General features: G+C 63.5%; 23 protein-coding genes. 20 read left to right on the plus strand and 3 right to left on the minus strand.

Annotated features, from left to right (window positions below):
- From F3J14_RS13895 to F3J14_RS13980, 18 genes are all read left to right on the plus strand, one after another.
- On the plus strand, positions 1–513 hold the full coding sequence (locus F3J14_RS13895; RefSeq protein ID WP_168736213.1) for a hypothetical protein: 513 nt from the start codon (positions 1–3) through the stop codon (positions 511–513).
- 2 nt (positions 514–515) lie between these two features.
- The gene (locus F3J14_RS13900; RefSeq protein WP_166723471.1) at positions 516–860 is read left to right on the plus strand and encodes a hypothetical protein; all 345 of its coding nucleotides are present in this window, start codon (positions 516–518) and stop codon (positions 858–860) included.
- Positions 861–891: 31 nt separating this feature from the next.
- A complete protein-coding gene (locus F3J14_RS13905; protein WP_166723472.1) occupies positions 892–1539 on the plus strand; it encodes a type IV secretion system protein in 648 nt (215 codons plus the stop codon).
- A gap of 15 nt (positions 1540–1554) precedes the next feature.
- Positions 1555–2484 carry a type IV secretion system protein gene (locus F3J14_RS13910; protein ID WP_166723473.1) on the plus strand — a complete coding sequence of 310 codons (930 nt, stop codon included), beginning with the start codon at positions 1555–1557 and terminating at the stop codon, positions 2482–2484.
- A 25-nt stretch (positions 2485–2509) separates the two neighbouring features.
- On the plus strand, positions 2510–2869 hold the full coding sequence (locus tag F3J14_RS13915; protein ID WP_166723474.1) for a hypothetical protein: 360 nt from the start codon (positions 2510–2512) through the stop codon (positions 2867–2869).
- A 150-nt stretch (positions 2870–3019) separates the two neighbouring features.
- Complete coding sequence (locus F3J14_RS13920; protein ID WP_166723475.1) at positions 3020–3946, plus strand: type IV secretion system protein; 927 nt, start codon at positions 3020–3022, stop codon at positions 3944–3946.
- Positions 3943–4782, plus strand: coding sequence for a TrbG/VirB9 family P-type conjugative transfer protein (locus F3J14_RS13925; RefSeq protein ID WP_166723476.1), 840 nt, complete (start codon positions 3943–3945; stop codon positions 4780–4782). Before F3J14_RS13920 ends, F3J14_RS13925 begins: the two co-directional genes overlap by 4 nt.
- The gene (virB10, locus tag F3J14_RS13930; protein ID WP_166723477.1) at positions 4775–5977 is read left to right on the plus strand and encodes a type IV secretion system protein VirB10; all 1203 of its coding nucleotides are present in this window, start codon (positions 4775–4777) and stop codon (positions 5975–5977) included. The genes F3J14_RS13925 and virB10 overlap by 8 nt, the downstream gene beginning before the upstream one ends.
- 31 nt (positions 5978–6008) lie before the next feature.
- Positions 6009–7127 carry an ATPase, T2SS/T4P/T4SS family gene (locus tag F3J14_RS13935; RefSeq protein ID WP_166723478.1) on the plus strand — a complete coding sequence of 373 codons (1119 nt, stop codon included), beginning with the start codon at positions 6009–6011 and terminating at the stop codon, positions 7125–7127.
- Positions 7124–7837 (plus strand): FCD domain-containing protein, encoded by a 714-nt coding sequence (locus F3J14_RS13940; RefSeq protein WP_166723479.1) that lies wholly within the window; start codon positions 7124–7126, stop codon positions 7835–7837. The genes F3J14_RS13935 and F3J14_RS13940 overlap by 4 nt, the downstream gene beginning before the upstream one ends.
- Positions 7834–10131 carry a type IV secretory system conjugative DNA transfer family protein gene (locus tag F3J14_RS13945; protein ID WP_166723480.1) on the plus strand — a complete coding sequence of 766 codons (2298 nt, stop codon included), beginning with the start codon at positions 7834–7836 and terminating at the stop codon, positions 10129–10131. The genes F3J14_RS13940 and F3J14_RS13945 overlap by 4 nt, the downstream gene beginning before the upstream one ends.
- A complete protein-coding gene (locus tag F3J14_RS13950; RefSeq protein ID WP_166723481.1) occupies positions 10124–13015 on the plus strand; it encodes a DUF5710 domain-containing protein in 2892 nt (963 codons plus the stop codon). The genes F3J14_RS13945 and F3J14_RS13950 overlap by 8 nt, the downstream gene beginning before the upstream one ends.
- Before the next feature lie 36 nt (positions 13016–13051).
- The gene (gene stbB / locus F3J14_RS13955; protein ID WP_166723482.1) at positions 13052–13792 is read left to right on the plus strand and encodes a StbB family protein; all 741 of its coding nucleotides are present in this window, start codon (positions 13052–13054) and stop codon (positions 13790–13792) included.
- Positions 13789–14295 carry a hypothetical protein gene (locus tag F3J14_RS13960; protein WP_166723483.1) on the plus strand — a complete coding sequence of 169 codons (507 nt, stop codon included), beginning with the start codon at positions 13789–13791 and terminating at the stop codon, positions 14293–14295. The genes stbB and F3J14_RS13960 overlap by 4 nt, the downstream gene beginning before the upstream one ends.
- Before the next feature lie 42 nt (positions 14296–14337).
- Complete coding sequence (locus F3J14_RS13965) at positions 14338–14988, plus strand: hypothetical protein (RefSeq protein ID WP_166723484.1); 651 nt, start codon at positions 14338–14340, stop codon at positions 14986–14988.
- Positions 14989–15099: 111 nt separating this feature from the next.
- Positions 15100–15606: a phospholipase D family protein gene (locus tag F3J14_RS13970; protein ID WP_348771994.1), complete on the plus strand. Its 507-nt coding sequence runs from the start codon at positions 15100–15102 to the stop codon at positions 15604–15606.
- Between the two features lie 29 nt (positions 15607–15635).
- Positions 15636–16037, plus strand: a complete 402-nt coding sequence (mobC, locus tag F3J14_RS13975) for a plasmid mobilization relaxosome protein MobC (RefSeq protein ID WP_166723486.1) — start codon at positions 15636–15638, stop codon at positions 16035–16037.
- Position 16038: 1 nt separating this feature from the next.
- Positions 16039–19068 (plus strand): LPD7 domain-containing protein, encoded by a 3030-nt coding sequence (locus F3J14_RS13980; protein ID WP_348771992.1) that lies wholly within the window; start codon positions 16039–16041, stop codon positions 19066–19068.
- Here F3J14_RS13980 and F3J14_RS35675 read toward each other — a convergent pair.
- On the minus strand, positions 19029–19274 hold the full coding sequence (locus F3J14_RS35675) for a hypothetical protein (RefSeq protein WP_247682213.1): 246 nt from the start codon (positions 19272–19274) through the stop codon (positions 19029–19031). The genes F3J14_RS13980 and F3J14_RS35675 overlap by 40 nt on opposite strands.
- A 27-nt stretch (positions 19275–19301) precedes the next feature.
- On the opposite strand from F3J14_RS35675, the gene F3J14_RS13985 reads away from it, so the two are divergent.
- Positions 19302–19889 (plus strand): hypothetical protein, encoded by a 588-nt coding sequence (locus F3J14_RS13985; RefSeq protein ID WP_348771993.1) that lies wholly within the window; start codon positions 19302–19304, stop codon positions 19887–19889.
- A gap of 847 nt (positions 19890–20736) precedes the next feature.
- Positions 20737–21300 (plus strand): hypothetical protein, encoded by a 564-nt coding sequence (locus F3J14_RS13990; protein ID WP_166723489.1) that lies wholly within the window; start codon positions 20737–20739, stop codon positions 21298–21300.
- 36 nt (positions 21301–21336) lie between these two features.
- Here F3J14_RS13990 and F3J14_RS13995 read toward each other — a convergent pair whose 3' ends face one another.
- Together F3J14_RS13995 and F3J14_RS14000 are read right to left on the minus strand one after the other, a co-directional pair.
- Entirely contained in the window at positions 21337–22179 is an 843-nt protein-coding gene (locus F3J14_RS13995; RefSeq protein ID WP_166723503.1) for a DUF932 domain-containing protein, read from the minus strand.
- 190 nt (positions 22180–22369) lie between these two features.
- Positions 22370–24355 (minus strand): ParB/RepB/Spo0J family partition protein, encoded by a 1986-nt coding sequence (locus F3J14_RS14000; RefSeq protein ID WP_166723490.1) that lies wholly within the window; start codon positions 24353–24355, stop codon positions 22370–22372.
- Between the last annotated feature and the right edge of the window lie 111 nt (positions 24356–24466).

Genomic DNA, 24466 nt, shown 5'->3' on the forward strand with positions numbered 1-24466 from the left:
ATGAAACGCGATCTGCATTTCGTATCTGCGATCGGGCCGGCCACGCGCGACCAGCTGGAACAGTTGGCGGTCGCGCACGACCGGATGTGGGATCGGAAGACCTGGGGCCGTCGAATCGTGTTTGGCGTCGGGTTCAGCGGATTGACGCTCTTGACTGGTGCCGTGCTCGTGCACCAGTTCAACGCGACTTCGCAAGCGATTTCGGGACACCACTGGTGGGATAGCGGACCGGCTCTTAATGGCGTCATGGTCGGGTTTGTGCAGGTTGTTGTCTGCCTGTTGGCGATCTACCAGTGGGATCGCCTGATCCGCCCCATTTCGCGCCCGGTGAATCCTTACCGCCCGATCGACGTGGCACCGGCCGAGTTGGAGGCGGACGAACGCAACGCGGCGTGTCCAGCTGCGCTGGCGTACCTGGACGCAATCCGGCACCAGCGCCGTTCGATCGTGCCGCATGACCTCGACGTGCTGGCGATGGTCCGGCAGCAACAGCAGTCCCACGAAGGAGCCTGACGATGAAACTCCCAATCAAGCGTCTGATTTTTACCGCTGCGCTTGGAGTGGCCACGGCCGCACATGCGACCGGCCTTCCGGTTGTCGATGATGGTGGAAGAGCGCAAGTGGCGGCGGCGATCGAGCAGGTGAGAGCGTTGCAGGCTCAGCTGCCGGCGAACCTCGGGGCGCAGCCGTCGACCTACGCGGAAGTGGGCAAGGCCGCGTCGGCGCCCGATCAATTGGCTGTGAATCAACAGATTCTCGCCACGCTGATTCGCATCGATACGACGCTGCAGCAAACGCTCGAGTTCGACCGCGCGAGGGGCGTGGGACTTTTGCCCGCCATTGGTACAGCAGCGCACTGAGCGCCCCACGATATAACCGGAGAACAGGACAATGAAAACCATCCGAAAATTTATCGGCGCTGCAGCGATCGCAGCATTCTGCTCGACCCAGGCCGCGCACGCGCAGGGCATCCCCGTGCTCGATGCGTCGACTCTCGCGCAGGCGATCATTACCGTGCAGCAACTCAAGCAGCAATACATCACCATCACGAGCCAGTATCAGTCGATGATAGGCAATCGCGGCCTCGGCGACATCCTCAACAATCCGTCGCTGCGCAACTATCTGCCCGATGAATGGCAGTCGGTCTACGACGCAGTGAAGAACGGGCAGCTGAATGGCATCAGTGGCGCTGCCGACAGTATCCTGCGCCAGGAGGGATTGACTGCGTACACGCCGGGCCAGACCCGGTTGAATAACACGCTGGCCGCGAACAAGGCGATGGTGGAGCGCGCGTATCAGGCGTCGATCGACCGGCTGAACAACATCCAGCAGCTGATGCAGCAATCGAACTTGACGCAGGATCCCGCGGCGAAGGCGGATCTTCAGAACCGCTGGTCGGCGGAGATTTCGTCGATCAACGCGGACAAGATGCGTCTCGATCTGGCGGCAAAGCTGCAGGACGCCGAGAAGGAGTTTGCGCAGCAGGCCGCGCATCGTGACATGCAGCGTCGCCTGCATGACGAACCGATCGACCAGTAAGCCAGGAGCGCGGCCATGCAACTGACAATCTTTACCGATATGTTCAATGCGTTCGACAAGGACGTGCTGAACACGATCAGCACTGGCTCGGCCAAGATGATCTCGCTGATCAGTCCGCTGGTCGCTGCTGGCTTCAGCCTCTACGTGCTTCTCATTCTGGTGTCGTACTGGCGAGGCCATGAGAATCAGCCGATCGTGGATTTCCTGCTGAAGATGGCAGCGTGGGCCGCCGTGCTCACGGCGGGGATGAACATCGGCTACTACAGCGAATACGTAGTGCCGTTCTTCAACGGACTGGGCGACGATCTCAGCCGCGCCCTGATGGGGGGGAGCGATCTCAGCAACGGCCTCGACACGCTGTTGAGTCTCTACTTCGACGCGATCAAGAGTTTGTACGAAGGGCTCAGCATTACCGACATCGGCCTCTATATCGAGGTGTCCGTGCTCGCGGCGTGCATCATTTTGGTTGGTGTTCCGTTCCTTGCTATCGCCGCCGCATACATCATCCTCGCGAAATTCGCGCTGGGATTACTGCTCGCGCTCGGCCCGGCCTTCGTTGTCGCGGCGCTGTTCCCGGCTACACGGCAGTTCTTTCAGAACTGGGTGGGACAGTGCTTGAACTACGGCATTCTCGTCGCCCTGTTCGGGGCACTCGGCGCAATCGAAGTGCGGTTCATGACATCGGTGCTGCCGACGAGCTTCAGCGCGAAGGACGTCATGCTGACCTATGCCATTGAGGGAAAGATCGTCGGCGCCGGCTTGGTGTTCATTGTCGTCTCTTTGAGCATGCCGTCTCTGGCCTCGCAACTGGCTGGTGGCGTTGGCATCTCGTCGATGGTCGGTAAGATCGGCAACGCGGCCAGTGCCGCCATGAAGGCGATGAAGTTGATGGGCGGGGGCCGTGGTGGAGCGTCGGCGCCTAGCAACTCGCTCGGCCGCGCATGATCTTGACAACTACCAGGAGAAGGTAATGAGGGCACTTCGATTCGTGACAGCAGCAACGATGGTCATCGTGACGCTGACGCAATTCGGTTGCGGAAAAAAAGACGGCGAGGAGTTTGTTGGCAACTGGGAGAAGCTCAGCGGCCGCGGCTCGCCCGAGATGGTGATCAGCCGTAATGGCGATGGCAACGACTTCTACGTCGCGAGCAAAGTGCCGAATCTTGCCGCAGAGAGCGCGAAAGATGCGTTCAGGTTGCAGCGATCATCGGCTCTTTATGCGGACGGGAAGCTGATGATGATGGCGGGTGTGCCCGTAGCGCTGACGATCGAGAAGTCATCGGGGCACCTCGTGGCCCCTGGTGCCGAATACCAGAAGAAGGGCAACTAAGACAGGGCTTGTTCGCCAGCTTGTTCGTTTTCGGTACGAGCTGGCGAACCAACCATAGGAGTGGAACATGAAATTCATCGTCGTGCTTTGCAGCGCCGTCCTGCTTGCGGCGTGCTCGTCGGTGCCTAAGCCGACGCAACCGAGCGGGCCGTGGATGCCCGTGAACCATACGAAACAGGGGAACGCACAATGAAGTGGCCAGGGAAAAAATCGACGGAGGTGCTGGGCATGTCGGCCGCGGTCGTGGCCGATGGCAATTACGCGGCGCTGCTGCAGAGCCTCGCGACCAAGCTTGCCGAAGCCGATCCGCGCGAAATGGCGCGCACGTATTTCAGGCAGGCGCTCGCATTCGAGAAGTCGAAGCAGAGCATGCAGGAAAACATGACGAAGATCGCATGGCGTGTCGCGGGCGGTGCCATGTTCGTCGCACTTGCTTCAATTCTTGGTTCGGCTGCTTTAGTACAACTAAAGAGGCCGACGCCGCCCGTAATCATCAAAGACAACACCGCAACGGGCGATGTGCAAGTGATCGACGTTGCGCGTAGTGGCTCGGTGACGTTCGGCGAACTCGAAGTGCGCAAGGCGCTGCGCGACTACGTGAAACTGCGTGAAGGCTACGACTGGTACACGATTCAGGATGCGTACGACACCGTGACGCTGATGAACTCGCCGCGCGAGCAGACGCTGTATTCGACGCTATACAGTCGCAAGAACTCTCCGTTGAACGTGCTTCAGGACAAGTACCGGGTGATTGCTCAACCTGGTGCGATTACGTTCGTCGGGACGACTGCGCAGGTGTTTTTCTCGAAGAAAACCATATCGCTGTCGACGCAGGGTGGTGCTGCGCCTCAGCCGCCGAAGACCGAATACTGGGTCGCGACGATCACGTACGAGGTGGGAGATCTGCCGACCAAGAGCAATGAGCAAGTGCTGAACCCGATCGGATTCCGCGTCACCAGTTACTCGGTCGACCGCGACTGGACACGTAACGCACCGGACGGCGCAGCAATGATTCCGTCGGCCGCGACGTCGCCTGAATCGGCGCCGGCGAACACGCAAGGAGGGGCCAGCCGATGAATACCCGATTCCGGAAAGCGGTGGCCGTGACGTCGGTTGCCGCCGCCGCTGCGCTTGCGATGGCTCAGTCGGCCGTCGCCCAGGTCGTGCCGGGTGCGTGCGGTAGCGATCCGCACATCGTTTGCGCGGTGTATGACCCGACCGAGAGCTATCAGATCACCTATCGCCCAGGTGAAGCGACTGTCATCGAGTTCGAAAAGGGCGAAAAACTCGAGGGCGGTGGCATGGGTGACGGCAAAGCGTGGACTGCGGGCCCCGCAGGCAACGGCTTTTTCTTCAAACCGAAAGCCGTGAAAGCGGGCACGAACTTGATTCTGCTGACGAACAAGCGTCGTTACGTGCTGAAGCTGGTTCCGGTAGCCAAGCACGACGATGCGGTTTGGTCGTTGACATTCAATTACCCGGATACGCGCGCGAAGGCGTCGGCGGCCGCTGCAGCGCGTTCGATCGAAGCGCGCGCGCTGCTCGAGCAGACCGGCAACGCGGCGTCGACCAGCAATTCCGACTATGACATGCAGGGCGACACGGCGCTGGCCCCGACCGCTCTGTGGGACGACGGTCGATTCACGTATTTCGAATTCAAGACCAGCCGTGACCTCCCGAAGATCTATCGCGTGTATGACGACGGCTCTGAAGGTCTAGTCAATCCTGACGACGTGCGCGGACCGGTGCTCGTCGTCCACGACACGGCTCGCCGATTCAACCTGCGCCTGAATGATGCCGTGCTGGGCATCCGCAACAACGCATATCAACCAGACGGCCAGCTGAATCCGTCGGGTACCACGATTCCCGGCACGGCGCGGCTCGTGAAACAGAAGGAGGCGAGCGGTGAATAACGACATGAACCAGAATGCCGTTCCGGCGCCGGTGGAACCGACCGGTATCGGTGAGCGTGGTGTGCCGGGCGTGGGGCGCACGAAGCGCAAGAGCCCGTTCCGGCTGCTGCCGATTGTGATCGGACTCGTGCTGATTCTCATCTTCGGCGCGGTCGCGGTCGGTGTTGCGATAAAGCGCTGGACGGCGCAGCACCATGCGGAGTCGGAGGCCGCGAAGGTTGAGGCGGCGAAAGACAAGCCGTCCGACGATCGCCATGATTTCGCGGGTGACCAGGCGAGGATCAGAAAGCAGCAGGCCGAGGAAGCTGCGGCCGCTGCCGCAGCGAGCGAAGCACTCGCGAAGCCCGCGCATGCCGATGCTGCCAGCGCCGCGTCTGTACCTGCGACCACTGCGGCCGGTGGCACAAGGGCGGCGGTGCCGGCCAGTGCGGTCGAGACGCCCGCGATGCGCAAACTCGATGGCGACGTAGTGCTGAAGTTCGACGACCAGAAGACGCCCGGTGGTACGAACGCCCTCAGTGGCGGCGGTTCGAAGGTCGAATACGCAAAGGATGGCCTGGACGCGAAGTTTCGGGCGTCGAAGCTCGACACGGTCAAGGCTGAGCTTATGCCATCCCGTGACATGCTGCTGATCGCTGGGACCACGATCCCATGTGTGCAGAACTCGAAGATCGTCACCGACTATCCAGGTATGACGACGTGCGCCGTGTCGAAGGACGTGTATTCGGCGAACGGCAAGGTGCTGCTGATCGAGCGCGGTTCGGAAGTGCTGGGCGAGCAGAGACAGGCGTTGATGCAAGGTCAGGCCCGGATCTTCGTGATCTGGACGCGCCTGACGACACCGGCAGGTGTGAAGGTTCAACTCGATTCGCCGGCGGCGGATGCACTGGGCGGTAGCGGCTTGCCTGCCTACGTCGACACGCACTTCTGGACTCGCTTTGGTGGGGCGTTGATGGTCAGTCTGATCGGCGACGCCGGCCAGGCCCTGTCGAGTCTCGCCTCGAACTCGGGTAGCGGCAATAACCGGATCCAGTTCAACAACACGTCGAGCGCTGGCGAATCGGTGGCGGCCGAAACGCTGAAGAACACGATCAACGTGCCGCCGACCGCGTACTCGAAGTACGGGTCGGTGACGACGATTTTCGTTGCGCGCGACGTCGACTTCTCCGACGTGTACGAGCTGGCCACGCCCTGACTCGAACCGACATCCCTTCCTCGGAGTGCTCATGAACATGCGATATGACGACAGCGTCACGGTGCGCAGTCACCTCAAGACTCTCGGAATTGGCGAGTGGCTGAAGCGGCCGGGTGTAACCGAGGTCGCGATTAACCGGCCCTATGAGGGCTGGACCGAGACGCGCGACGGTTGGCAGCGGCATGACCTGCCGAATGCGTCGTTGGAGGCGCTGCTTCAATTCGCGCCGGCGCTTGCGATCTACAACAAGGCAAAGCCACCGCTGTCGCCGGCCGAGCCTGAAAAGCCGGTGCGCCTGCCTGACGGCGAGCGTGGTCAGATCGTGATCCCACCGGCCTGTGAACCTGGCACGGTGTCGCTGACGATGCGTGTGCCGAGCTCGACCCGGTTTGCGGTTTCGGAGCTGGTGGAGAGTGGGTTCTCGTCGAAGTTTCGCGATGTTGTCGGGCATGCGGTTGATGGCGTGGTCGCCAAGTTGGACACGGGCGATGTCGACGTGAAGAGCGCGACGCCCGTGTTCAATCCGGCGCAGGCGCTCGCGGCGCCGGCCGGCGTCACGCTGCAGCGCTTCGAGCTGGAAATGCTCGACGCGCTTGCGCAACGTGACGTTGAGCGCTTCCTGACGCTGGCGATTCTCAACCGCCTGAACATCGTGCTTGTTGGCGGTACTGGATCGGGCAAAACCACGGTCACGAAGGCGCTCGCTGACCTGGTGCCGCTGGAGACTCGTGTTGCGACAATCGAAGACACCCACGAGCTGCCGCTGCCGTACCACCCGAATCACGTGCACTTGTTCTACAGCGAATCGCTGCCGGCGCGGCGCATCGTGAAGGCGACATTGCGGATGAAGTTCGACCGTGTGTTCTTGGCCGAGCTGCGCGGCGACGAGACGTGGGACTACCTGACCCTGCTGAACACCGGCCACCAGGGAGGGATCACGACCGTGCACGCGAACGATGCAATCGCCGCGCTGTCGCGAATCGCCACGCTTGTGAAGCAGAGCCCGGTTGGCCAGACGTTGACGTGGGATCACCTGATGCGCGAGGTGAAAACCACGATCGACGTCGTGCTTTACATGGAAAACAAGCAACTCAAGGAAATCTACTTCGATCCGGTCACGAAGTGGAAGCTGCTGCGGGGGCTGGCATGAACGCGCGCGTCGAAGTGAGTGGGCTTGAACGGCCGCCGCACGCGGCCGCGGACTGGTTGGCCGAGCGGATTCCGGCGCTATGCGACTCGACCGGAGCGCTGCCGTCGCAGGCGATCCTCGCGCAGGAACTGGGCGTGAGCCGGGCGCTGCTGCGCGAGGCGGTTAGCCAGCTGGTCGCGCGTGGTGTCGTCGACGTGCGTACGAAGGTGGGCTCGCGCGTGGTCGACGAGAGGCAGTGGCAGATCGTCGATCGACACGTTGTCAGCTGGCGTTTGGCTCGTGCGACGGATCCGACCTTTGTGGCGGACATCGCGGCAATTCGTGCCGCACTTGAACCGATCGCGGCCGCGGACGCTGCGCGGCATGCGAGCCCGGCGGAACGCGCCCGTATAACGATCGCGTGTGCAACCCGGCTCGCCGCAACATCGTGCGCCGATTATCTCGATGCGCGCCACGAGCTGCATGTGGCGCTTCTCGCGGCCAGCGCCAATCAAGTCCTGCAGCAGCTGACGTGTCTCGTACCGATTCCGGATCACGCCATTGATCCGGCCGCCGGCGCACCGTCGATCTCGGACGGTGAGCGCCAGGCGCTTGTGTTGCTCGAGGCGGCGATCCGCAACGGGGACGCCGACGCGGCACGCGCGGGCATCGAGCGCCTGAACCGCTGGGATTTGCCATACCCGGTCACGGGTGGGGAGGCGAAACGATGAAAGCTCGTCTGATTGTTGCCGTGATCCTGAGCGTGTTCAGTGGCGCAGCCGTGTTGGGCGCCGGCCGTCTTCTCCATCTCGACGCGATGACTGATCCCGTCGAGATCGCCGCGTTGATCGGGCTGATGATGGCGCTATGCATGCTGTGGGGAGTATGTGCGAGCGCAGTTCTACTGAAAACGGCGACGACGCTCGATCGCGTCGTTGCTGGCGGCCTGTTCGCGCTCGTGGCGTTGACGGGGCTGGCCGTGGCTGGTCAGTTCGCGGGCGCGACGCTGTTTGCCAAGCTGGAGAAGCTGCCCGACTCGGCGGTCGGCCTCTGGACACTGCGCGACTACTGGCATGCCTTCGGCGACATCAAGGCGGTGAAGCGGTCGCTGCAGATCGCCACGGCGGCGTCGATCCTCGTGCCGCTTGTCCCGGTCGCGGCGGTAATCGCCGCGCTGGTGATGAAGCCGAAACGCGAACTGCACGGCGACGCGCGCTTTGCCCACAGCTACGAAATCCGGCGCTACGGGCTGCTCGACGAGGCGAACGGCCGGTCACGCCGCAAGGGCGATTACCGCGATCCGACGATTATCGTCGGCCGGTACAAGGGCAAGTACCTGACGTTTCGCGGAACGGAGTTCGTGATGGTCGCTGCGAAAACGCGCTCGCAGAAGGGCGTGGCCATCGTGATCCCGAACTTGCTCACCTTTTCGGATTCGGTTGCTGTGCTCGACGTGAAGGGCGAGAACTTCGACCTGACGTCGCGTTATCGGCAGGCGTGCGGACAGAAGGTGTTTCGCTGGGCGCCGTTCGATCAACAGGGTTACACGCATCGCTGGAATCCGCTGTTCAAGATCGCGAAGAGCCCGCCCTTCGTGCGGGTCGGCCGCCTGCAGGCGATCGCAGCACGGCTGTATCACACGGCCGACGCGCGCAACAAGTTCTTTTACGAACAGGCAGCAGACCTGTTCATGGGTCTCGCGTTGTACCTGATGGAAATGACCGGCGACTGCACGTTCGGCCAGGTGTTGCGGCTCGCGACGACGCCCGACAAGAAGGTGCGCGAACACCTGACGGAGCTGATGCAACACGAGCCTCAGAAGGGCGTGCCGCTGTCGGGCGACTGCCTGGGCGCACTGTCACGCGTACTGGCGTCACCCGACGAGACGATGCTGAACATTGTCGCGACGTTCAACGCTGGCCTCCGCCTGTTCAGCAACCCGATCGTCGACCAAGCGACGAGCGCGTGTGATTTCGAACTAGATCGCGTGCGTCGGGAGCTGACGTCGATCTACATCGTGATGCCAGTGCGCGAAATCGCGGTCGCAAGCCTGCTCGGCAACCTGTTCTATACGCAATTGATCGAGGACAACCTCGACGTGCTGCCGGGCGCGGATCCAACCATCAAATTTCAGTGTCTGGCCATCGGTGACGAGTTCACCGCGCTCGGCCGGATCGAAGTGCTCGACAAGGGCAATGCGTTCATCGCGGGTTACTGGATTCGCTTGCTGACGATCCTGCAGTCGCAGGCGCAGCTGGAGCCGAACGAGCTGTACGGTCCGGCAGGCGCTCGCACGCTGATCACCAACCATGCCGTGTTGGTCGCGTATGCACCGGGCAACCAGCACGACGCAAAGGAACTGTCGGAGACGCTCGGCACGTTCACCGAAAAGGCGACATCGAAGAGTCGCAATCACGGCCGCAACACGTCGACCGGAACGAGCACGTCTGACCAGGGCCGTGCGCTGATGCTGGACCAGGAACTGAAGCGCATGGAGCAGCACGAGGAAATCGTGCTTGGCTTCCAGCGGCCGATCTTGTGCGAGAAGGCGACCTATTACAAGGATGACTTGTTCATCGACCGCATGCGCTCGGTCAGTCCAATGCTGGCGGCAATCGACAAGCGCCTGCCGACCGAAGACGAGATCAAGGCGGCTTGGCAGGCCGGCGAGCTGCGCGCCGCAGGCATTCCGCTCAACAACCCCGAGACGTACCACGCCGCACTGTCCGCGAAGGCTGCCGGCGAAATCCGGCTCGCGCGGCAGGCTGGCGCGAAGCCGCTGACCGCGGCCGAGCTGCTGGCACTCGATCAACAGAAGCCGGGGCCGCTGGCGACCGACATGGCGCTGGCCGGTTTCGAGGCCGATTTGGCCGAACTCGGCATGCTGGTGCGCGACGACGTGCGCGAAATGCTGGCCGGCATTCGGTTCGATTTCAACCTGACAGCGACGGAGGTTGCTGTCGATTCTCAGATTGAGCCGGCAGCGCCGGCAGACAACGAAGTGAAGGAGGTGGCGCATGGCTGACGAGAAAAAACCGAAACGCGAACGGACATATCTGGATGTGCCGTTCAAGGAAAAAGACACAGCGAACGAGCTGGGTGCGAAGTTCGATCGCCGCTCGAAGAAGTGGTACGTGCCGGGTGGCACTGACGTCGCGCCGTTCGCACGCTGGATGCCTGCGCAGGACGCGAAGGCCGGAGAGCGGGCCGCTGACGCTGCACGTGCGGCGGAATCGGATACCAACGAATACGGCAGCGAGGCCGATTTCGAGCGCGAGGCTGTTCGCCTGAGTGACTTGATGGGGCAGCCGATCGAAGAGGCACGCGAGTTCGTCCGGGAATCGGTGCGTGGTGCCGAGGAGCGGGCCGCGTTGCAGGCACGGGACCAAATTCAGAGCCAAGGCGGTTCCGCATTCGATGCGATCGACGCCGTGCGCGCAGCGGTGCGCCAGGCGCGGAATCAGTATTTTGCGGAGCGTCAGCACCTGTATGCGCCGGCGCAGAGCGCGCAGCAACCGCCGGCTACGGCCGGGCGCGCCGCTCGGCGCGGTCCGCGCCAGGCGCCGGCCCGGCGGGTTCGCCCGAAGCTCGACGATGCGGCGCTTGGCCGCCGCTACCGCGAAATGATTCAGTCGATCGCGACGACGGTCACGCTTCGCGGCGATGAAGTGAACCGCACGCTCGCGCTCGAGCATCGGCTCGAGTCGATTCATCGCGACGCGTGGCGCAAGTCCAACGACGCTGCTGCCGGCGATCGCGCGATCGGCGAGCAGATCCGCACGCGCACGGGCTTCGCCGCAGACGAGTTGCCGCCGATGGCGGCTGAGGCGCTGAGCAAGCTGCGCGCCGAAGCCGAATTGAGCCCGATTGAGGTCGACGAGCGTACGCCCGTGCGCGATGTGACGGAATCCGACCCGGTGGACGATGAACAGCAGGTCGATCCGATCATGGGCGAGCCATCGCATGCGCACCGTCATCGCGAGCCGGAACGCGACGACGGTATTGCGACGTTCGCGGACGTCGCCGAAGCGTTCGAGCTCGATGAGGCGGTGCGGGAGCGCGCTCCCGAGGCGGGCCCGGCGACAGGCGAACTGGGGCCGGTCTCGCAATCGGACGGCGAGACCGTCACGTTCGCTGATGTTGGCGAGGCTGCGGCGGTTGACACCGCGCCGGGCGATCGCACGCCGTCGCCGGCAGAGCCGGTCGTCGCGCAACCGATGCCGGCTGTCACGCCGGAGGGCAGGACCGTGACGTTCGCTGGCGTGACCGATGCAATGCCGATCGACGACGCGATGCGCAGCCGCGGGCTGACGGCCGACGTGGTATCCGTGACCCAGGACAAAGCGCGATCGACAGTTGGCGCGACGGTGGCGAACGAGCCGGACGTCCAGCCGGGCCAAGCCGTCAACGACAAGTCCATGAATGTGTCGGTCCAGCCTGGGCAGGTCGACACCCAGATCAAGCGCACGCAGTCGGACGCCAGAAACGAGCCGGACGCGAAAAATCCGGTCAACGATCCGGTGCGGCCGGAGCTCGACACGGTGTCGCCTCAAGACCTGCAGCGCATCGGCGCAGTGCGCGCCAGCGAGCGCGCGGCAGCCGAAACGCTGCTGCGCGAGCAGAGCAAGCCCATGCCGAAGCCGGAGGATGTTGCCACCGGTGCGCCGGCGGCCACGGTCGACGTCGACGCCAGCGAGAACCAGATCGACGTCGATCCGTCCTTGCGCAAGCCGATTACGACGAGAGACGGCTACACGATCCCGCCGCAGATCGCATCGCGCTACATGGTGAAGGAAGGGCGGTTCTGGAAGCTGGACGGCATGGAGGCAAAGCCGGGAAGCGAGCCGACGACGAAGCCACATTTCGAGGACGTCGGCTCGCGCCTGAAAACCCAGCAGAACGATCGGGGGACGATCGCCGACATGCTGGCCGTGATGAAGGCGAAGAACATCGATTCGATCACGGTGAAGGGCAGTGAGACGTTCCGGCGCAACGCATGGATCGAGGCGTCGCTCGACGGCGGCATCGAGGTCAAGAACTTCAAGCCGAAGGAAGCGGACTTCGCGTTGCTCGAGGCGGCGAAGCGCGAACGCGCGGCGCTCACGATCAAGTCCGGCACGTCACCCGAGCCGACCGTCAGCCCGAAAGCGGACGCGACGCCGAAGGCTGAAGCCGCGCCTGCCACTCCGGCGACGCCGGCGCGAGCCGCCGTGGCTGATACGCCGAAGGTTGCGCCATCGCAGGAGGCGGCGGCCAAGCTGACAGACTCGCTGTCCGGCGAATTACTCGAGCACGGCAGTGCGCGATACCAGCACCAGAAAGACGCGTCGTACTCGTATTTCGTGCGGTACCGGGACGATGCTGGCACCGAGCAGACAGTCTGGGGCGTCGATCTCAAACGGGCGATGGAGGTCTCCGGCGCGAAGGTAGGTGATGCTATTTCGCTCAAAAACCTTGGCGAGACACCCGTCACAGTTCAAGCGCCCGTGCGTGATGAAGCGGGCAAGGTGATCGGGACGGAGCCTAAGGACGCTATCCGTAACGCGTGGGAAGTGACGCGCACGTCGCCTGGCCCGGCACCAGCGGAGTCCAAGGCTCCCGAGCGCGAGTCGTTGACCGTCGCGCAGATGCGCGAGCAGCTGAGCAAGGTCATCGAGAAGATGCCCGCCCGGCAGCGCGCCGAAGTGCTGAACCGATTCGATGCGCGGATGCAGGCCGGCACCGAGGTAGAAGCGCGTATTGCGCGTGGCGAGCTGAGTCGCGATGCGGGTGCGGCCGAGATCGACAAACGTGCGGCCGAGTTGCATGCGGCATGGACGGCACCGAAGGCCGCGCCGACCACAAGCCCGTCGAACGGCCCGAAACAGGAACAACAACCGACCCGTGGCCAAACGCCGAGCGTGATGTAAGCGCCTGGTCGCACCTATCTACACGAGGAATCTGAAATGAGTCTGAGCTTTGCAACCGTGAACTGCACCGGAAACGTCGGTAAGACCACCTTGACGCGCGAGCTGCTGGCGCCACGGCTGCCGCATATGTCGGTGCGCCAGATCGAGTCGATCAACACCGACGACTCGGCCGGCGCCAAGGTCGAAGTGATGATCGCCGCGCGCTTCGACGAGCTGCACGAGGAGTTGATGCGCGGCCGCGAACTGCTGGTCGACATTGGTGCGTCGAACGTCGAGGAATACCTGAACCGCCTCGACTCGTCCGAAGGTGCGCAAGAGGACTATGCGTGCTTCATCGTACCGGTCGAGCCGGAAAGCAAGCAGCTGAAGGACACCATCAAGACGATCAACATGCTCGCCGATCTCGGTGTGGAGCCCGAGCGTATCCGCGTGCTGTTGAACAAGGTCGAGCTGGTCAAGAGCGAGGCACGCGAAATCACGCTGCGTCGTCACTTCGGGCAGCTTTTCGAGCTGCACGAACGGATGGGGTCGTTCGTGCTGAACGAGGATGCGCTTGTCCCGAAGAATGACGTGTTCACGCTTGCGGCGGCGGCCGGTCGCACGATTCACGACATCGCCACAGACGGCGTCGACTACAAGGCGCAGCTGGTCGACGCGAAGACCGGCGCGGAGAAAGATCGCCTCGTGAAACTGGTCGGCCTGAAGCGTAAGGCGCTGTCGATCGAGCCGTTGCTCGACAGCGCGTTCAACGCGCTGCTGGCGGGAGTCGTTGCATGAGCGACCCGACGCCGCAATCGGATCGCACGGCCAAGGCCTCGGAGCGCCTTGGCCAGGTGCTCGCCACGATGCCGGCGTCGAACGAGCTGGCGGTGCTGGCCGAGATCCTGATCGAGCAGATGAAGGTCGTGGACGCACAACACCACGTGGTCACGCTGATGGAATCCACCGACCAGAAGTTGACCGCGACCGTGCAGGCGTTGCGTGATGAGAACGCCCAGCTGACGAAGCTGGTCACGCAGGCGCGTCAGGCCTTCGTCGGCGAAGTTGCCGCGAAGGCCGCCGACCAGGCGCGTCGCGCGGCGGCCGCGGAAGTGGTCGACGCGCTCGCCCAGTTGCGCGTCGCGGTCGAATCACACGATCGCACGGCCCGTCACATTGCGTCTGGGAGATCCGTTCGTTCGCCGCTCGGGGCGCTTGGCTCTTTCGCCGGGCAGATCGCCGCCGCGTTTTGTGCAGGCGCAGCGCTTGTGTGGGCGGTCGGCCATTTTTTCGGCATCTAGTCCCCAATACCAACACGAAGTCTTTGAGAGGAGAGTTGATTCATGAACGGCAAACAGCTGTTTCTCCAAGTGTTCATCCCGATGCTGGTTGTTGTTGTGCTGGTGGGTTTTGCGATGCTCTATAAGCCTGCCGCGCGGCGCACGTCGACCACCAAACCCTTCGTACTGACGGACTCGATCGTGTGGGAAGTCCGACTGAACGATATCCCCGTCACGACGATTCGCGAGCATGTCGTCGCCGACGTTCAACGCCAAATAGATCGCCAATGGTGGCGGGGTGCGCTGACCGCGATTAGTGAGTTCGGTACGTTCGTGCGATTGGCCATCGTCAGCGTCGCCGTCGCGCTCGCGATCGAGGCGATCATCATCGTCCTGAGCATTCAGGGTGAACCGCTCGGTGCCGGGCATGCGCTTCACGCGCTATTTTCCGCGTCCGAAGCGCAACTGCAGGGCGGTTGGACCATGTTCTGGCAGTTCGGCGCGATGATCGCGTTCGTTTATTTCGTCTTCGCGTCGATGTTCGGCTGCCGGCGTCGCGCACACGATTACGTGGTCGACGGGTGGTGGGAAGGTGTTCGCCGTGCCGCTCGTGTGCCGGGTACCGGCGACCTGTCGCTCGTCCTGACCGAACCGGATCGGCTCGCGTGGCGTAGCCCTCATCAGGTAAATGTGATCGACCGCTCCGCACGGTAAGGGGACAAGATCATGTCGAACCGTCGAATCCTTCGCGCTGTCACGCTTGCCGGTCTGCTTGTCGTTGCCAACTCGGCACGCGCGTTCGATCTCACTGCCCCATGGTCGTCGATGACGAGCCGGCCGGCAGCGGCCGGTCGAACCTGCAGTTCGGAAGTCGGATTTTCGCCTGAGGGCAGCGCAGCACGTCTCGTCGCCGACGTGCTCGATCGGGCACGTGCGCGCGTGCGCTTGGCCGCCTATACGTTCACATCACCCGACGTCGTGCGGCGGTTGATCGCGGCGAAGCGCCGCGGCGTCGACGTCGCCGTGATCGCCGATGCGAAGGAAAACACGGGCGGCCGCGGTGCCCGATCTGGCCAAGCTGCGCTGAATCTACTCGTCGAAGCTGGCATTCCCGTCCGCACGGTCTCGGCATACGCGATCCATCACGACAAGTACATCGTGGCCGACAGCGAAACGGTCGAGACAGGGTCATACAACTACAGCACCGCTGCTGCGCGTCGTAATAGCGAGAACGCGGTGGTGATTGCCAATTGCCCGTCGCTCGCTGGTGCGTACGAGGCTCACTGGCAAAGCCGGTGGTCGCAGGGCGAGCCGTATCGCTCGTCGTACTGAGACACGAACTGTAGACCGGTGAGTGAACGATGAGCAAGGACGACCTCAATGTATTGACCGAACCGAAGCGCCGCGGCCGCAGGAAGGCTCAGTCGGCGCTCGGCAAGCCGGTCAGCACGCGGCTCACGGAAGAACAGTGGCAGATCTTCACCGACAAGGTCGTGCGCTCGGGCATGAGTTCATCCGAATTCCTGCGCGACTGCATCCTCACGAACCGCACGCAGATCGTCGAGCGGCCGCGGGTGACCGTCGAGCGCCAGCGGATCATGTACGTGATCAACAAGACCGGCAACAACCTCAACCAGCTGGCCCACGTGGCGAACACGGCGCGTGTGTCCGGCCACCTGTCCGAATCCACGTTCGCCGCGCTGGTCGACGAGCTGGAAATGATCACGCAACTACTGAAGGCGCACCTCCATCGTGTTGATTAGGGTGTCCGGCCGCCACGACGGCGTCAAACAGTACCTCGAGGAAGGCCGTAAGGTCGGCCGAGAACTCGATCGCGATGACCTGGACGAGCGGGTCGTGCTCGTCGGTGATCTCGACCTGACCGACGCGGTGATTCAGTCGATCGACGCACCACCGAAGGTTGAGCGCTACCTGTCGATCACCCTGTCGTTCAAAGAGGATCACGTCGATCGCGAAATGCTGTTTCAGATCGCCCGCGATTTCGAAGCGTTCGCGATGCACGCGTACCGTCCGGACGAATACAGCTTCTATGCCGAGGCGCACTTGCCGCGCGTCAAGAGCTATGTCGACCAGGCGACTGGCGAGCTGGTCGAGCGCAAGCCGCACATCCATATCGTGATTCCGAAGCTGAACCTCATTTCGGGTCATACGCTGCGCCCGTTCGGCTTCGACAAGCACAACACGCATTTCATCGACGCGTTCCAGGAACACACGAACGCGAAGTATGGGCTCGCGAGCCCGAAGGACAATCGCCGTACGCTGTTGACTGACGCGTCGGAAATGATCAGCCGCTATCGCGGGGATCTGTTCCGCGCGAACAGTCGGGAGCTGAAGGAGCAGATCCTCGACGCAGTGCTCGATCGCCAGATCGAGAACCATGACGACTTCATGGCGCTGTTGCACGAGCACGGTGCCGTGCGCATGCGGAACGCCGGCCGCGACGACTCGTATCCGAACGTGAAGCCGGCCGGCGCTGAGAAGGGTGTGAACCTGAAGGAATACGTGTTCACGCCCGCATTCATCGAACTGCCGACCACCGAGAAACTGCAGGCGCTGTCGGCCGACGCTGCGGACCAGTACGAGGATGGCGTCGCGCCGCGCCGCACGCCGGACGAAGTCACAGCGTTGCTCGATGAATGGTACGCGTCGCGCGCGCGCGAATTGAAATACCTCAATAGCGGTAGCCGCCAGTACCAGCGCTACCAGGAATCGTCCCCCCACGACCGCCAGCTAATGCTCGCGGAACTCGAACGCGGCTTTTACGCACAACACCTAAAGGCACATCATGACCGAGCAGACGACACCCTCCCAGGCCTCGAAGGACATCTTCGACGAAATGGAAGCGCATTTGAATACGGCCCCCAGCCGTCCGACGCCTTCGACGAGCTCGACGCAGGCGCACGAGAACTCGACGTCAATGCCCCCGAGTGGGAGTCCGACTGGAACGCCAGCGATGCGCCAGGGCGCTTCGCCGATGGATACGACGACCTCGATGCACAGTTTGACTTTGTCCCAGCTGAGTCGAGCCCGGCGGCCGAACCCTTCGACGGTCTGCGAAACGTGCCCGGCCGCCCTGTGGACGGCATCGGAAGTGGATCTGCAGTGCTACTGCCGGATCATGCGCTTCACCAGCTGGAGCCAGATGGCGCCGTATCCACGGACGGCATGCGATGGCATCCAGATCGCGATGGAGAGCTTGCAGCGCAACGAGTAAGCGGCCCGACGCCGGGCGAGCTGGATGCCTATCACCGCGCGCTCGAGGCGCATTACGCCTTCGGCGACCCGTTCGACCAGCTGCCCCCGATGCGGCCGCCGGCGACGCAGGTGCCCACCGGCATGTCGCCGCCCGATTGGTTTTCCGATCGCCGGCCGGATCCGTTTCTCGATCCATACGACGTGCCGTTCCATCTCGATGCCGCCCGGCCGATCGCGCCACGCTCGCCCGAGATCCCGGCCGACGTGGCGCCCTATCGCTCGCGCCGTTCACGGGCGGGCGACGACGCATTCAACACGCCGCGCCACACCGGCCGCGTGTCTGACAACGTCTTGTCGCAGTTGGCGCGCGATCGCCGCCAGCGCGACGACGTCGCGGGCCAGGCCGGCGAGTTTCGCGCGATCCGCCAGGGTCTCGATGCGCGCCGGCTGCTGGCCGAGCTGTCGCACACGCATGGCGTTCGGCCGGCCAAATACGTGGTCGTCACCGGCCGCGACGGCGCCGATCGCATTCGCGCGGGCAAGCGCGCGCTGAACGTGTCGGACTTCCTGACGAAAGAGCTGAATCTGTCGTGGCGCGAGGCCGCGCCGATGTTGCGCGCGGTGTATCAGCGCCAGCAGGCGGGCGAGCCGATTCCCGCGCCACGCGAGCTGCCGCGCGCAGCGCTCTGGCGCGAGTATTCCGTCGCGCGCGAGGCGCATGTCGCCGCGCGCAGCGACGCGTGGCTTGCGCAGCGCGCCAGCGAACAGCAGCGCCGCGGCGAGATCCGCACCGCCTTCGAGACAAAGCGGACCGCCATCAAGCAAGACGTGCGACTCTCGCCGGCGGACCGGCGCGCTGCGACGTCGCTGGCGCGCGCTGAGCAGCTGGGCCGTGACGACGCGCTGCGAGAGTCGATCGCGCTCGAGCGGGCCTCGCTCAAGGCGCAGTTCGGTCCTGCAGGCGGCCCAAGCTTTTCCGACTGGTTGCGCACCCGCGCGGAGCAAGGCGACGAGCGGGCGCTCGAGGAGCTGCGCCGAACGGCTGGACCTGAGCGGTCGTCGGCCGACGTTGACGCCGGCGACGAAGCGTTCAACGTGATTCGGCCGAACACGCCTCGGTCGCACGACCAGGACGAACACAACGCAATCATTTTCCGGTCGCCCGATTTGTCTTGGTCAGTCAACGAGCGCGGTCACGTCACCTATCGGCACGACGGCCGCGACGTTGTGCGCGATCGCGGCAACAGCGTGCAGGTCCTGCAGGCTGACCGGTCCGCTATTGAAACCGGGCTGCGCCTGGCGCAGAGCAAGTTCGGCCGCACGCTCGAGCTCGCCGGCGACGACGCCCACCAGCTGGCCGCCGCCAAGGTCGCCGTCGACGCAGGACTGCGCGTGCAGTTCAGCGACGCACGGCTGAACCGCGCGATGGACGACTATCGCCATGCCCGCGTCGACCAGCATGTGCGCGACGTCCTTGGCACACCTGGCGCCGGCGCGACGGCGAATCCGCAGCCGCGTCCAGAGCGACCGGCGCCGGATCAGCCTACGCCTTCCGACAACAGCAAGCCGACCCTCTGATGCACGATCACGATCGGCCGCAACCCGTAACCGCCTACAGCGCCACCGCGCCGCTCGATGCCGAGCCGGTGCCATCGCACGCGCCCGCTCAGCGCGGCGGCCGCCCGCGCATCCTGACTGAGATGCAGAACCGTCTCGATGCGTACCTGAACGATCCTGACCAACACTTGCCGACCCTCAACGCAGCGAACGGCAGCGATCGTCAACAGCGCCTCGAACGTCGCAGCGCCTGCGTGCAGCTGCTGCGCGCGATGCTCAAATATCTCGACCTTGCCAGCCTACGCGTCGGTATTCCGCAGCGCGACGGCGGGTTCATGAGCGTTACGATGCCGTTCCTTGCCAAGCACGCATGCCTGCCCGTACGTCGGGCCGAGCGCGCGATGCGCGATCTGCTGCATGCCGGCCTCGTGACGGCTCAGCAGCGCGCCGAGCGAACGGAAGACGGCGGCTATCGTGGCCTGGCGTCACTTCGCCAGCTGCCGGCGGCGTTGTTCGGCGCATTCGGTATGTCGAAATGGCTGCGCCATGAGCGCAGCAAGGCCGTGATGCGCCGCTATCGTGCCGCGGCTGCGGCCGCCAAGACAGAGCGCGAGCAGCTGCGCGACAGCCGCGCCGAAGCGCAGGCCTCGCTCGCGCTCAGCGGAATCGCGCAACGCCTGCAGCGTCGACGCACCGCGCGCGCGCCGGCGGCCGCCGACACGTCGACGATGGCAACCGATCGCGGCGAAGCGATTGCACGCCGTATCGGCATACTGAAAGCCCTTCATCCCGACTGGGATCGCGAACGCTGCTACGACGTCGCCTGCAGCGAACTCGAATAGCGGGCCGCGCCCGCATCTTCCACCACCGCTGATCTGGTTGCCTGGCGCTGACGTCCAAGCGGGCGCCGGCGCGCGCGTGAGCGCGATCGATCTGCGGCCAGCACGTTCGTCACTTCACGCTTGCGTCCCACAGACTTCCATTGAGGCGACTTATCCACAGATTTGAGCTGCCCACTGCGCCGGTGGGTCATGTGCGCGCTGTTAATTGTCGGGATGAACAGCACTTAATTGTCGGACCTTAATCAGCGCAGTTTTATCAGTACGCAGGGAAGTCGAATCCACGCCCCCGCAAGCGGGGGCACACCCGGCGCTACGCGCCTTGACGGCCCCCAACTGCGGGGTGCCTCAAGCGCGCGGTTGGCGTGGGCGCAGCAAGGCCAGCGGTCCGTCACGCGATCTGAAAACCAGCTTGGCAGGGTGGGGGCGCTTCGTCCCTTGCCACGGGCGACTGCTCGAGTCGCCCGGTATCGTGTTTTCACACACGCTCGCTCGCAGCACCCGCGACTGTCGACCAGCACGCGGCCGCGCTCGTGTGGCGCGCCGGCAACATCGCGCAGAGCGCGATGTTGCACCGCCGGCGAAGCCGGCCGGGTTCTCCAAGGGGCATCCCCTTGGAGCACGGGATATGGAAAGGGAAATGCGTCAGCATTTCCGTTTACATATCTGTCGTGCCTCGGCTTCCAGCCGACCGCCCTACGTTAGATCACTGCTAGAACGGAATTGATCGCTTTTGGATCAATTTTGGATAGCTTGCAGATAAGGGGGGATCACAGATTGATCGTTCTTGGTGCATCTTTCGATCATTCACGGCATACTGGTGTCGATTCTTTTCTCAGGGAGCGGTCAAATGGACGCCCAAATCTCCGTACAACGTGCGCAGCGGCTCGATGCGCTGTCGGCCGCGTCCGATGGTCGGTCGAAAACCGCCCAGCTTCGCGACGTGTTCGATAGCGTCGAGCGGGCCATACGCGCGGGCGTCCGATATACGGCGATCATTCAAGACCTTGCCGCGACCGGCCTCGAATTCACCTATCAAACCTTCGCTCTGACCCTCAAAAGAATCCGGCGCGAACGCGGAATCGTGGCTCGCTCCTCGCAGGCGGCACGCGCGGAAGCCCGCCCGGTTATCAGCCGGACGAAGGAAGCGCCGCATCCGTCGCCAGCACCTGCCGCGACTGCCACCGATGCCGGGGCCGCTCCGGACACGCCGACGCCGGTTCCCGCTGTACGCGAGCGCCGCGCGATTGCGCCAGTCGGTGCGAAGCTTCCTGACGACTGGCTCACTGCCGACCTGACGCGCGAACAAAAACGGCTGTTGACGCCCGACCAGCGCCGCGCGCGCGCGGACGCCGTGGTTAAAAGCCTGTGGCCTAACCCCTTCGATCCGCCCAAAGACGAAAACCCCGCCTGAGCGGGGTTTCGGGACTGCTGGCCGGTGGGCGGGGGATCAGCCCTGTTTGAGCTTGCGCATGCCTTCGCCCAGCACCCACAGCGCGCGGTTGAGCTTCACGTTTTGGTCGATCCCGGCTACTTCGCGAGTTCGCATCGTGCGGCCCGTGGCCGACCGGCCACGCAACCCGCCCCGGATCATGTTTTCCTGAATCCGATTGAATGTCGTCCACAGGTCGTCAGCACGATCCTCGGTCCGGCGCGCGCGCAGCAGTTGATCGGGCGTAATCGGCGCGGGCACGTCCGCGCTCGGTTCGTACTTCAGCGACAACGCGGCTTCAGCGAACAGCGCTTGTTCCTCTGCCTTCAGCGTCACGCCCTGCATGCCTTCCTTTTGCTCGCGGATCAGGTCGAAGCCGTCGAGCACGTCGTTAGCGCCCTGGATCACGTTATGCACGATGTTGCCTTTGTGCGGCACGCGGATATCCGACAGCGTGTCGCCGCACACCATGCCGTTTTTGCAGACGAACCGGAACATGCCGGCGATCATCTGGTAGCTACTGGTGCCGTCGTGGCTGTTGAGCAGGATGATTTCATTCGCTTCTGCGCCGTTGATCTGGCTCGCGTGGCGCAGGCGGATCATGTGCTTCGTGTGCTCGCGCTTGTCTTCGTCACGCACGCGCGTTTGACACACGAAGAACGCTTCGAAGCCCTCTTTGCGCAGGCCGTCGAGCACTTCGATGGTCGGGATGTACGTATAGCGCTCCGACCGGCTGGCGTGCGCCTCGGTCGCGAGGATCGACGGCGCGACGCTGGCGATCTGTTCATTCGACAGCGGCGAGTCCGAGCGAAGCGACGGGGCGTGGTGGGCGAAGCTGCGGGAAAGGCGGGTAATCGACACGGTTTTTCTCCGGATTGGGACCGCTGCGATGTGCTGCGGCCATGTCGATATATTAGGACATAATGACCGTTTAAACAAGAAAAATAACCATTTTGGAATGGATATTCTGCCCGTCGCCCAGTGGGCGACAGGCTCTCAGGTCAGCCAGATCAGACACCCCCATGCGGGGGCGTCTGCCTTGCTCAGGGCATCAATCCGCCTCTTCTTCGGACTGGTCAACGCTCGGCTCGTCGGAGTCCACTTCCTCGTCGTCCTCCCAATGCCGCGCCGTCTGCCGGTTCGTCAGCACTTCCGGCAACCAGCCGCTATCTGCGAGCCGCAGCTCGGCGGCGGCCGCCGCTTCGCCCTTCTTCATGCCTTCCAGTGGCGCGGCCGCTTCGGCCGATACGGCTTGCGTTACCACGTCGATAATGCGCTGCTTCGAAACGTGGTTCAGATAGCTGGCGCGCGTCGGCTTCCAGTACGCGGCCATGTCGAGTTCGAGCGTATCGGCCAGCGTGTTCACGTCGTGCGGGCTGTCCCAGCGGCTCAACCCGTTGACGTTCGCTGCGACGCAGAATGCGAACAGGTTCGCGAGCACGTCCTCCGAGCACGACAGCAGCCACGGCAGCAAGCCGTTAAGCTTGGTCGGCAGCATGGCGCGCCACTTGTGGCGCTGGCCGTCGATGAACTGCCATGCCGGACTGTCCGCCATGTCGTCGGCCACGCGCAACAGGCGATCATGGGTGGGCGTGAACTGTGCGTCGAGCGCATCGCGCGAAGCCCCCGTGTAGTGCTCAGAGAACACGCGTGGCACCATTGCGAACATCAGATAAGCCAGTGCGACGGTTGGCTTTTTCATCAATTCGGCTTGGACGGCAGCGGTGCGGTGCGCCGTCAACCGTTCGCACAGCGTTTCCCCGTGCAGAGGCTTGGCCTTCTCGGGCGTGATGCGCTCGGCACCGGCAACGCCAGCCTCCTTCACTGCGGCTTTCTCGCTCGGCTTGACGAGTCCGCGCTCGATCTGCAGTCCGCCGGTGTAGTCGAGCCAGATATACGCGCCCGCTCGCGCTTTCTGCTCGTCGGTCCATGCGTTGCGTCGCTCCGCGTAGGCATCCACTGCCTCATCGGCAACCTGTGCGTCTTCCTCCAGCGCTTCGCGCTTCGCGTCGTCGTCCCCTTCTTCCGCGTCGTAGTACGCGTTCAACGCCGTTTGCGCCTCGTCGCGGGCCTTTTCGAGCCTGCGGAACTCGGCCTTTTCCTTGCGCGTGAAATCCCGCTGCTCGGGACGCAACCGCCCATACTTCGCCAGTTGCAGGCCGTCGCGCTGCACATTCGTTTCGACCCATGACCATCCCTCCGCGCCGATGTCGACCGCAACCGCACTGAGCTTTTCCACCGCGAGTCGGTTGAGCAATTCGAGATCGTTGATATAGCCGTTATTCTTCGCATCGCTGAACAAATCGCGACGCACGTATCCGCCTGCGGATTCATAGGCATCCAGCCCGACGAACGCGACGAGCGGGTTATCGCTGGCGTGGGTTTCCTCCTGCGTGATGACACGGCGAATCTCGTTCGCTCGTTGTTGCCACGGCTGCTTGGCGTCGAACCAGATTCGCTCTTGTTGTTCGTGGTTGTCGCTCAACGCGAGCGCGCACACCTGGTCGTAGGTCATGCCATCGTCGCGGAACACGTCGATCAACTTGGGCGCGACGCTCGCGAGTTTCAGTGCGCGCCGCACGTCTCGCTCTGCGACGCTGAAGCGGGCCGCAATATCCGCGATGGAGCGGCCTTCCGTTGCCAGTTGGTTGAAGGCCTCGCACTGGTCGGCGATGTGCATGCCTTCGCGCTCCGCGTTCTCGATCAGGGACACGGCCAAGGCCTCGCCAATCGAAACGATACGCACGGGGATCAGCGTGTCATCGGTCGCGCGGCGTTCGCTCTTGAGCAAATCCAGCGCAGCCAATCGACGTTGGCCCGCACAGACGCCATGCTCACCCGGCTCGTCCTCGATGTGATGCACGACGAGGTTTTGCAGCAGGCCCGTCGCTGCAATGTCTTCGGCCAGTTCGCGAATGCGCGTCGGCGGCTTCTTGCGCGCGTTACGCGGCGACACGCGCAGCGTGCCGAGCCGCACATACTGGATTGGCGCGAAGGCCTCGCCATTGGGAATCTCAATCGTTGCAGTTTCAGTCACGGGTTTTCTCCGGTTAAGGACCGTAGCACGACGCCACGGCCACAAAACAAGTATAGGACATAATGACCGTTAGAGGGTGGAATAAAAATAAAATACTTCTTGTTTTAACGG

The organism is Burkholderia sp. Tr-862, from assembly GCF_011753085.1.
Taxonomy (GTDB): domain Bacteria; phylum Pseudomonadota; class Gammaproteobacteria; order Burkholderiales; family Burkholderiaceae; genus Burkholderia; species Burkholderia ambifaria.